Origin of the sequence: Chamaesiphon polymorphus CCALA 037 (assembly GCF_003003845.1) — a bacterium.
In the GTDB taxonomy this organism is placed as follows: domain Bacteria; phylum Cyanobacteriota; class Cyanobacteriia; order Cyanobacteriales; family Chamaesiphonaceae; genus Chamaesiphon; species Chamaesiphon polymorphus.
This window is the reverse complement of record NZ_PVWO01000263.1, coordinates 1-7,784: the sequence shown is the minus strand read 5'-3', so window position 1 is coordinate 7,784 and position 7,784 is coordinate 1. Positions and strand designations below refer to the sequence as shown.

Sequence of the window (7,784 nt, the reverse complement as noted above, 5' to 3'; positions counted from 1 at the left end):
ATATAAATCGGTTGCATCAGAAACTCTGCTTGTTGCCAAGCTAATTCATTAGCAAATTTAGGCTGCATAAATAAATATCATTCAAAATAAGATCTAAAACTTAACTCTTTTGACTACTGTTATTTTACTCTCATTGCTTACTGTCAAACCGCTGCATTCCTGGGAACCAAACAATTATCGACGATGTTTTACTCACATTAATCTAATTTTACCGATCGAACACAGCAGTTGACATTCGGTTATAATAGTTGCTGTCAGTTAGCTCGATCGAAATTGTAATGTTTGGTGATTTTTTTGACAACATCGGACGATACCCTAGCTACTTTGTTACTATTGTCCTCGGTATCTTCTTTTCTGCCTTTGGTTGGTTGGTACCACTATGGAAACGTCCAGTGACAGCAGTTGCACTGGTAGGGTTTGTAGTGGGAATGATAATGGTAGTAATATTGACACTCAGAGCAATGCTGGGACTTACTCCCATCACCTAGAGTTTTGAGTCGAAGTTAAAAGATTTAATAGAAATTATGACTAATACTCGTCGCGTATCGCGTGTGGCCGAATTAATCAAGCGCGAAGTCAGTCAGATGATCCTCTTTGATATCAAAGACGACAGGGTTGGTGCGGGCATGGTCAGTGTTACCGCTGTAGATGTTGCTGGCGATCTCCAGCATACCAAGATTTTTGTCAGTATTTACGGTAGCGACGAAGTTCGCGCCGAGACAATGGAAGGACTCAAAGCCGTTACTGGATACGTCCGTAGTGAATTGGGCAAACGAGTTAGGCTCAGACGCACGCCAACGGTGATCTTTGTTGAAGATAAATCATTCGATCGAGCCACTAGCGTCTTATCGCTCATCAACCAACTCAGTCTCAAACGTGGTGAGTCGGAACCAGCTAACGATGAAGTAGCCGATGGCTCGATGGTAAATGATAAATAGACCATAAGATGGCTATAATTTATATCGAAAACCCTATCGATATCGATCGAATCGCTAAGCAAAAAGTAACCTCAGTCGCTAGTAGCATTTTAGGCATCAAGCCGATCGAGTCTGGGTAGACAAACTAACATCTTGCACCAATACGGAAAGACTAGTACTTGGTAGACCCAGGGTGCCCCTTGTGGGTACCCTGAGTCTACCAAGCACTAGTGTATTTAAACTGGTGCAAGATGTGAGTAAGCTTACTCGGATTTAACCGCAAAGTGAGAAGATGTGTAATCGTAGTCCTAGATAGAACGCATTAGTTCATTCAGTTGGAACTTTGCTATAGAGCTACTCGATTGCCAATGGCACGCTACGCGAACGCAATTTGTGGATTGTGCTGAAATATAAGCATTTCCCAACTCAGCTCACATCCACTATTTCTAGAACTTAATTTAATAGACTAATCATGAAGGATCTCACCCGCTATAGAAATATTGGTATCTTCGCACACGTCGATGCAGGCAAAACCACCACTACCGAACGAATCCTCAAACTGACTGGTAAAATTCATAAAATCGGCGAGGTACACGAAGGTGCCGCAACCACAGATTTCATGGATCAGGAAAAAGAGCGGGGGATCACAATTCAGTCCGCTGCTACCACCTGCTTCTGGAACGAGCACCAACTGAACATCATTGACACCCCTGGTCACGTCGATTTCACAATTGAAGTTTATCGCTCCTTGAAGGTGCTCGATGGTGGGATTGGGGTCTTTTGTGGTTCTGGTGGGGTAGAGCCGCAGTCTGAGACCAACTGGCGTTATGCCAACGATTCTAAAGTCGCTCGCCTGATTTACGTCAATAAGCTCGATCGAACTGGCGGGGACTTTTATAAGGTGGTCGCGCAAGTAGAAAAAATCTTGGGTGCAAAGCCTTTGGTCATGGTACTGCCGATCGGGATCGAAGATGATTTCTTGGGCGTGGTGGATTTGATTACCCGTAAGGCATGGACGTGGGACAACTCTGGCGACCCGTTGAGCTACACCATCGGCGATGTGCCTGAAGATATGAAGGAGAAAGTCGAAAGCTACCGCGAACATCTGATCGAGACAGCCGTAGAGCAAGATGATGCGGTGATGGAACGGTACCTAGAGGGCACGGAGCCAACCCCAGAAGAACTGAAGCAATGCATTCGTAAAGGCACCCGCGATCTGAAATTCTTCCCGACCTACTGTGGTTCGTCATTTAAGAACAAGGGCGTACAACTGGTGCTAGATGCGGTTGTGGATTACCTCCCCAACCCAATGGAGGTAAATCCTCAGCCTGAAGTTGATTTAGAAGGTAATGCGACTGGAGAATTCGCCGCTGTCGATCCCGATCGTCCGTTGCGCGCCTTAGCGTTTAAGATTATGGACGATCGCTATGGCTCCTTGACCTTTACAAGACTATATTCCGGTACCCTTTCCAAAGGGGACACAGTGCTGAATACCGCAACTGGCAAAACCGAGCGGATCAGTCGGATGGTGGAAATGCACGCTAACACCCGCGAGGAAATCGAATCCGCTCAGGCTGGCGACATTATTGCGATCGTCGGGATGAAGAATGTCCGCACTGGGCATACGATCTGCGATCCGAAAAATCCAGCTACCCTCGAACCGATGGTCTTCCCCGAACCCGTGATTTCGATCGCGATTAAGCCTAAAGTCAAGGGTGCGGAAGAAAAAATGGGCGCAGCCTTGACCAAAATGGTTCAAGAAGATCCTTCCTTCCACATGATGACCGACGAGGAAAGCGGTCAAACGATCCTCAAAGGGATGGGCGAGCTGCACTTGGATATTAAGGTAGACATCCTCAAGCGCACACACGGCGTGGAAGTAGAAGTTGGTAAGCCTCAAGTTGCCTACCGCGAGTCGATTACCAAGACGCTCGAAGATGAATACACTCACAAGAAGCAGTCTGGTGGTTCCGGTCAGTACGCCAAGATCGGCTACATTCTGGAACCAGGCGAACCTGGAACTGGCTTTATATTTGAATCCAAGGTTACTGGCGGTAGCGTACCCCGCGAATACTGGCCAGCAGTCGAAAAAGGCTTTGAAAGCTCGATCGATAAGGGTGTATTAGCGGGCTTCCCCTGTCTAGACCTGAAGTTCACTTTATTGGAAGGTGGCTTCCACCCTGTGGATTCCTCCGCAATGGCATTTGAAATTGCCGCCAAAGCCGCTTATCGTCAGACGATGCCCAAGGCTGGCCCCCAATTGTTGGAGCCAATTATGAAGGTGGATGTGTTCACTCCCGATGACTATATGGGTGATGTCATTGGCGATCTCAACCGTCGTCGCGGCACGATCGAATCCCAAGAATCCAGCAGTGTGGGCGTGCGGATTAAAGCTGATATGCCCCTGAGTGAAATGTTCGGTTATATTGGCGATCTCCGCAATATGACATCTGGGCGCGGTCAATTCTCAATGTCTTTCTCGCACTATGCTGCTTGTCCTAGCAACATTGCCGAAGCAGTGATTAAAGAATCGAAGGAAAAAGCCGCAGCATAAGCTGCATCATAAATTAGCTAACAGTTGTCGGCATCTGGGTAGATGCCGACAATTTTAGTTTAAGGGGTGACTTGCTCCCGAGCGAAATTGTCGATCGACGATCGAAGTAGGGTGTGTTATCCCGTAGGGTAACGCACCAATTCTCTAAAAGTGGCTCACTAAATTTACTCAAACAAAAACTCCTGCCAAATGACAGGAGTTTTTGAGTACCGACGATCGATTCAATCGACTAGTCGATATCATTCATAAATAGTACTGGTTCTGTTTCGCGATCTAATCCTTTCTCGAAACCAGCAGCAGCAGCGCGTGCGCGTCCTGCGTGCCATAAGTGACCGATAAAGAAGAAGAAGCCTAAAACGAAGTGAGAACAAGCCAACCACGCCCGAGGAGATACGTAGTTAAATGCGTTGGTTTCAGTGATGACACCACCAACAGAGTTCAAGGAACCCAGCGGAGCGTGAGTCATGTACTCAGCCGCACGACGTGCTTGCCAAGGTTGAATATCATTTTTAACCTTGCTTAAGTCCAAACCGTTAGGGCCGCGTAATGGCTCCAACCAAGGGCCTTGGAAATCCCAGAAGCGCATGGTTTCACCACCAAAGATGATTTCGCCCGAAGGAGAACGCATCAGGTATTTACCCAAACCAGTAGGGCCTTGAGCGGTTGCGATATTCGCACCCAGACGTTGGTCGCGGATCAGGAAGGTCAATGCTTGTGCTTGAGAAGCTTCAGGGCCAGTAGGGCCGAAGAATTCACTAGGATAAACAGTGTTGTTGTACCAAACCATAACCGACGCTACAAACGCCATCAAGGAGACTGCTGCCAAGCTGTAGGACAGGTAAGCTTCACCAGACCAGATCAAAGCGCGACGCGCCCAACCGAAAGGCTTGGTTAAGATATGCCAGATCCCGCCAGAAATACAGATCAAGCCAACCCAAATGTGTCCGCCGACAACATCTTCTAAGTTGTTGACACTGATAATCCAACCTTCGCCACCGAAGGGAGCTTTCAGTAAATAACCGAAGATAATTGCAGGGTTGAGAGTAGGATTGGTCACGAGGCGAACATCACCGCCACCTGGTGCCCAAGTATCATACAAACCACCAACGAACATGGCTTTGATAACTAACAGTAATGCGCCAATTCCGAGGATCACCAAGTGGAAACCTAGAATCGAAGTCATTTTATCCTTGTCTCTCCAGTCGTAACCGAAGAAAGAAGAATACTGTTCTAATGTGTCGGGGCCGCGTAGTGCGTGGTACAAACCACCCACACCCAGTACCGCCGAAGAAATCAGGTGCAATACACCAACGACGAAGTAAGGGAAAGTATCTACTACTTCACCACCAGGGCCAACACCCCAGCCTTGGGCAGCCAAGTGAGAAAGCAAAATGATGCCTTGCTCGTACATTGGCTTTTCGGGCACGAAGTGAGCTACCTCAAACAGGCACATAGCTCCAGCCCAGAAAACAATCAAACCAGCGTGAGCGACGTGTGCGCCCAACAGCTTCCCAGACAGATTGATCAGACGTGCATTACCAGACCACCAGGCAAACCCGGTTGAATCTTGGTCGCGTCCGCCTGTCATCATTGTAGTATTAAAGGGCGTTTCCACTCTTGCAGTACCTCGATCGATGAACTATAAAATAAAATTCGGATTATAAAAAACCGGAAGATAAATAGATTGTACATTTATCTTCCGACGTTTCAAAGCTTTAGAGTGCGTTACCGCGAGGTAGAACTTCTTCAGGGAAGATGAACTGCTCGTGAGGTTGGTCTTGAGGAGCCATCCACGCGCGGATCCCTTCATTGAGCAGAATGTTCTTGGTGTAGAATGTTTCAAACTCAGGATCTTCAGCCGCTCTCAATTCTTGAGATACGAAGTCATAAGCGCGGAGGTTTAGAGCCAAACCGACGATACCGACAGAGCTAAACCACAGTCCAGCCACAGGAACGAACAGCATGAAGAAGTGCAACCAACGTTTGTTGGAGAATGCAATCCCGAAGATCTGCGACCAGAAACGGTTAGCAGTTACCATCGAGTAAGTTTCTTCAGCTTGAGTAGGGTCGAATGCGCGGAAAGTGTTGGCGTTTTCGCTGTCTTCAAACAAGGTGTTTTCTACAGTCGCACCGTGAATCGCACACAGGAGCGCACCACCGAGAATACCTGCAACACCCATCATGTGGAAGGGGTTGAGCGTCCAGTTGTGGAAACCTTGGAGGAATAAGATAAAACGGAAGATTGCAGCTACACCAAAAGAAGGTGCGAAGAACCAGCCAGATTGACCCAATGGGTAAATCAAGAATACGCTGACGAATACAGCAATAGGGCCAGAGAACGCAAGTGCGTTGTAAGGACGAATCCCAACTAGACGAGCGATTTCAAACTGACGCAGCATGAAGCCGATCAAACCGAAAGCACCGTGAAGAGCGATAAAGTTCCATAAACCGCCAAGTTGGAACCAGCGAGTTAAGTCACCTTGCGCTTCAGGTCCCCAGAGTAACATGAGGGAATGTCCCACGCTGTTAGGAGGAGTAGAAACAGCAGCAGTCAGGAAGTTGCAACCTTCAAGGTAGCTAGAAGCCAAACCGTGACTGTACCAAGAAGTAACGAATGTAGTGCCAGTCATCCAGCCGCCGAGGGCCATGAAAGCACAGGGAAATAGTAAGATACCAGACCAGCCGACGAATACGAACCGATCTTTTTTTAGCCAGTCGTCTAAGACATCAAAGATGCCTCTTTCGACTTGCTGGTTGCCAACTGCAATGGTCATGGTGCAGTAAAACTCCAGATATTATAAGGACATTGTTGGACGCGATCGAGATGATGCACTAAGGATACACCGCAAGCGCGTAAGGACTTAGCTGATTTATTAAATCAGTTTACGTTTCTTTACTTAGTCTAATAGAATTGTGTCGAAATGGGCAGGATCTTAAGCTTTTATTCGACAAAATTTAATAATTTGATGCAAAATAGCCCTTTACTCTCATCATTATCGCCATTTGTAGGTAAAAATACTTACGAATATTCCGATCGCCTGCTTGAGTTGAGGGCTAATATCTACAATCGATGGGATCGACTGCTCTAACCAAAATTTTAGCAGCCCCAAGCCACTAAATTATTCTTAGCATAGACTCTGTTTAGAGAATCGGCTTACAATTGGGGTTACTACCAAAATTTCCCTACATTATATGTACGTCATCGAAATCTTGCTCAAAAATACGGCCATGCCTATGTCCGTGCAGCGTAAAACTGCCGAGGAAGCTACTACCGTCTATCAACAGGTTTTGGAAGCCATGAAAGCGGGCAATCCCTCTTTGCTAGAGCTAACGTGCGAGCGTCAGCCCGAAAAGAAAATTGCTGTAGCTACCGATTCGATCGTCGCCGCGCAAATGTACGAAAAATCTGGTGCGGCAGCTTCGGGTAAAACCCCCGGTTTTGTGGCTTTTGCCGGATCTTGAGAGTCTGCTAGTGTAGTTATAGTCGATCGATAGGCGATCGGCTAGGACTGGTAACATTTCACTAGGACAATAGCCTCCCAACTTCACATCTTTAGCCCCGCCCCGATATGACTGAATCTATCCCAGTACCAGCGATTGAAGTCAAGGATCTATCCTTTGCCTGGAAATCTGGTAAAACCGTCCTCGATCGTTGTTCGTTATCAGTTCCACGCGGCCAGTTCTGGATGCTTTTGGGTACGAATGGGAGCGGGAAATCAACCTTATTGAGGTTAATCGCGGGATTATTAACACCCCAAGTTGGTACGATCGATATTAATGGTGGCTTGGGAATTGTCTTTCAAAATCCAGATACTCAGCTAGTCATGCCGACTGTCGGTGCGGATGTCGCCTTTGGATTGGTTTCCGAACGATTGACTTCCAGTCAAGTCCGTCATCGCGTTACTGAAGCTCTGCGGGCGGTAAACTTAGTCGATCTAATCCGTCGCCCTACTTATGCACTCAGCGGCGGTCAAAAGCAGCGGGTCGCCATTGCAGGCGCGATCGCCAGACAAATTGAGGTAATTTTATTTGACGAACCTACAGCCTTGCTAGACCCCGATGCGCAACTCGATCTGGTCGCGCAAGTGCAAGAACTCGTCAGAAGTCGTGGCTTGACGGCACTCTGGGTTACCCATCGGCTCGAAGAACTAGACTATTGCGATGGCGCATTTTTGATCGAACACGGTAAAGTAGTCGATCGTGGCGACCCAGAGCGGATGCGGCAGCGGTTGATGCAGGAAGTTACATTAGTTGATAGTTGATAGTTGGGAGTTGGGAGTTGGGAGTTGGGAGTTGGGAGTTGGGAGTTGGGA

At 47.6% G+C, this 7,784-nt stretch carries 7 protein-coding genes; 5 read left to right on the top strand and 2 right to left on the bottom strand.

Annotation, left to right across the window (positions count from 1 at the left end):
* The first annotated feature begins 278 nt into the window (after nt 1–278).
* From C7B77_RS18315 to fusA, 3 genes are all read left to right on the top strand, one after another.
* Entirely contained in the window at nt 279–488 is a 210-nt protein-coding gene (locus tag C7B77_RS18315) for a DUF751 family protein (protein WP_106308006.1), read from the top strand.
* Nucleotides 489–524: 36 nt separating this feature from the next.
* A complete protein-coding gene (gene rbfA, locus C7B77_RS18310) occupies nt 525–938 on the top strand; it encodes a 30S ribosome-binding factor RbfA (RefSeq protein WP_106308003.1) in 414 nt (137 codons plus the stop codon).
* Between the two features lie 451 nt (nt 939–1,389).
* Nucleotides 1,390–3,471 carry an elongation factor G gene (gene fusA / locus C7B77_RS18305; protein WP_181243916.1) on the top strand — a complete coding sequence of 694 codons (2,082 nt, stop codon included), beginning with the start codon at nt 1,390–1,392 and terminating at the stop codon, nt 3,469–3,471.
* A 229-nt stretch (nt 3,472–3,700) separates the two neighbouring features.
* On the opposite strand, the gene psbC is transcribed toward fusA, so the two are convergent.
* Both psbC and psbD read right to left on the bottom strand, forming a co-directional pair.
* Complete coding sequence (gene psbC, locus C7B77_RS18300; protein WP_219892194.1) at nt 3,701–5,062, bottom strand: photosystem II reaction center protein CP43; 1,362 nt, start codon at nt 5,060–5,062, stop codon at nt 3,701–3,703.
* A gap of 124 nt (nt 5,063–5,186) precedes the next feature.
* On the bottom strand, nt 5,187–6,245 hold the full coding sequence (gene psbD, locus C7B77_RS18295) for a photosystem II D2 protein (photosystem q(a) protein) (RefSeq protein WP_106307995.1): 1,059 nt from the start codon (nt 6,243–6,245) through the stop codon (nt 5,187–5,189).
* A gap of 418 nt (nt 6,246–6,663) precedes the next feature.
* Here psbD and C7B77_RS18290 point away from each other — a divergent pair, with 418 nt between their 5' ends.
* On the top strand, nt 6,664–6,933 hold the full coding sequence (locus tag C7B77_RS18290) for a UPF0367 protein family (protein ID WP_106307992.1): 270 nt from the start codon (nt 6,664–6,666) through the stop codon (nt 6,931–6,933).
* Between the two features lie 107 nt (nt 6,934–7,040).
* Nucleotides 7,041–7,733, top strand: a complete 693-nt coding sequence (locus C7B77_RS18285; RefSeq protein WP_106307988.1) for an energy-coupling factor ABC transporter ATP-binding protein — start codon at nt 7,041–7,043, stop codon at nt 7,731–7,733.
* Nucleotides 7,734–7,784: the final 51 nt, after the last annotated feature.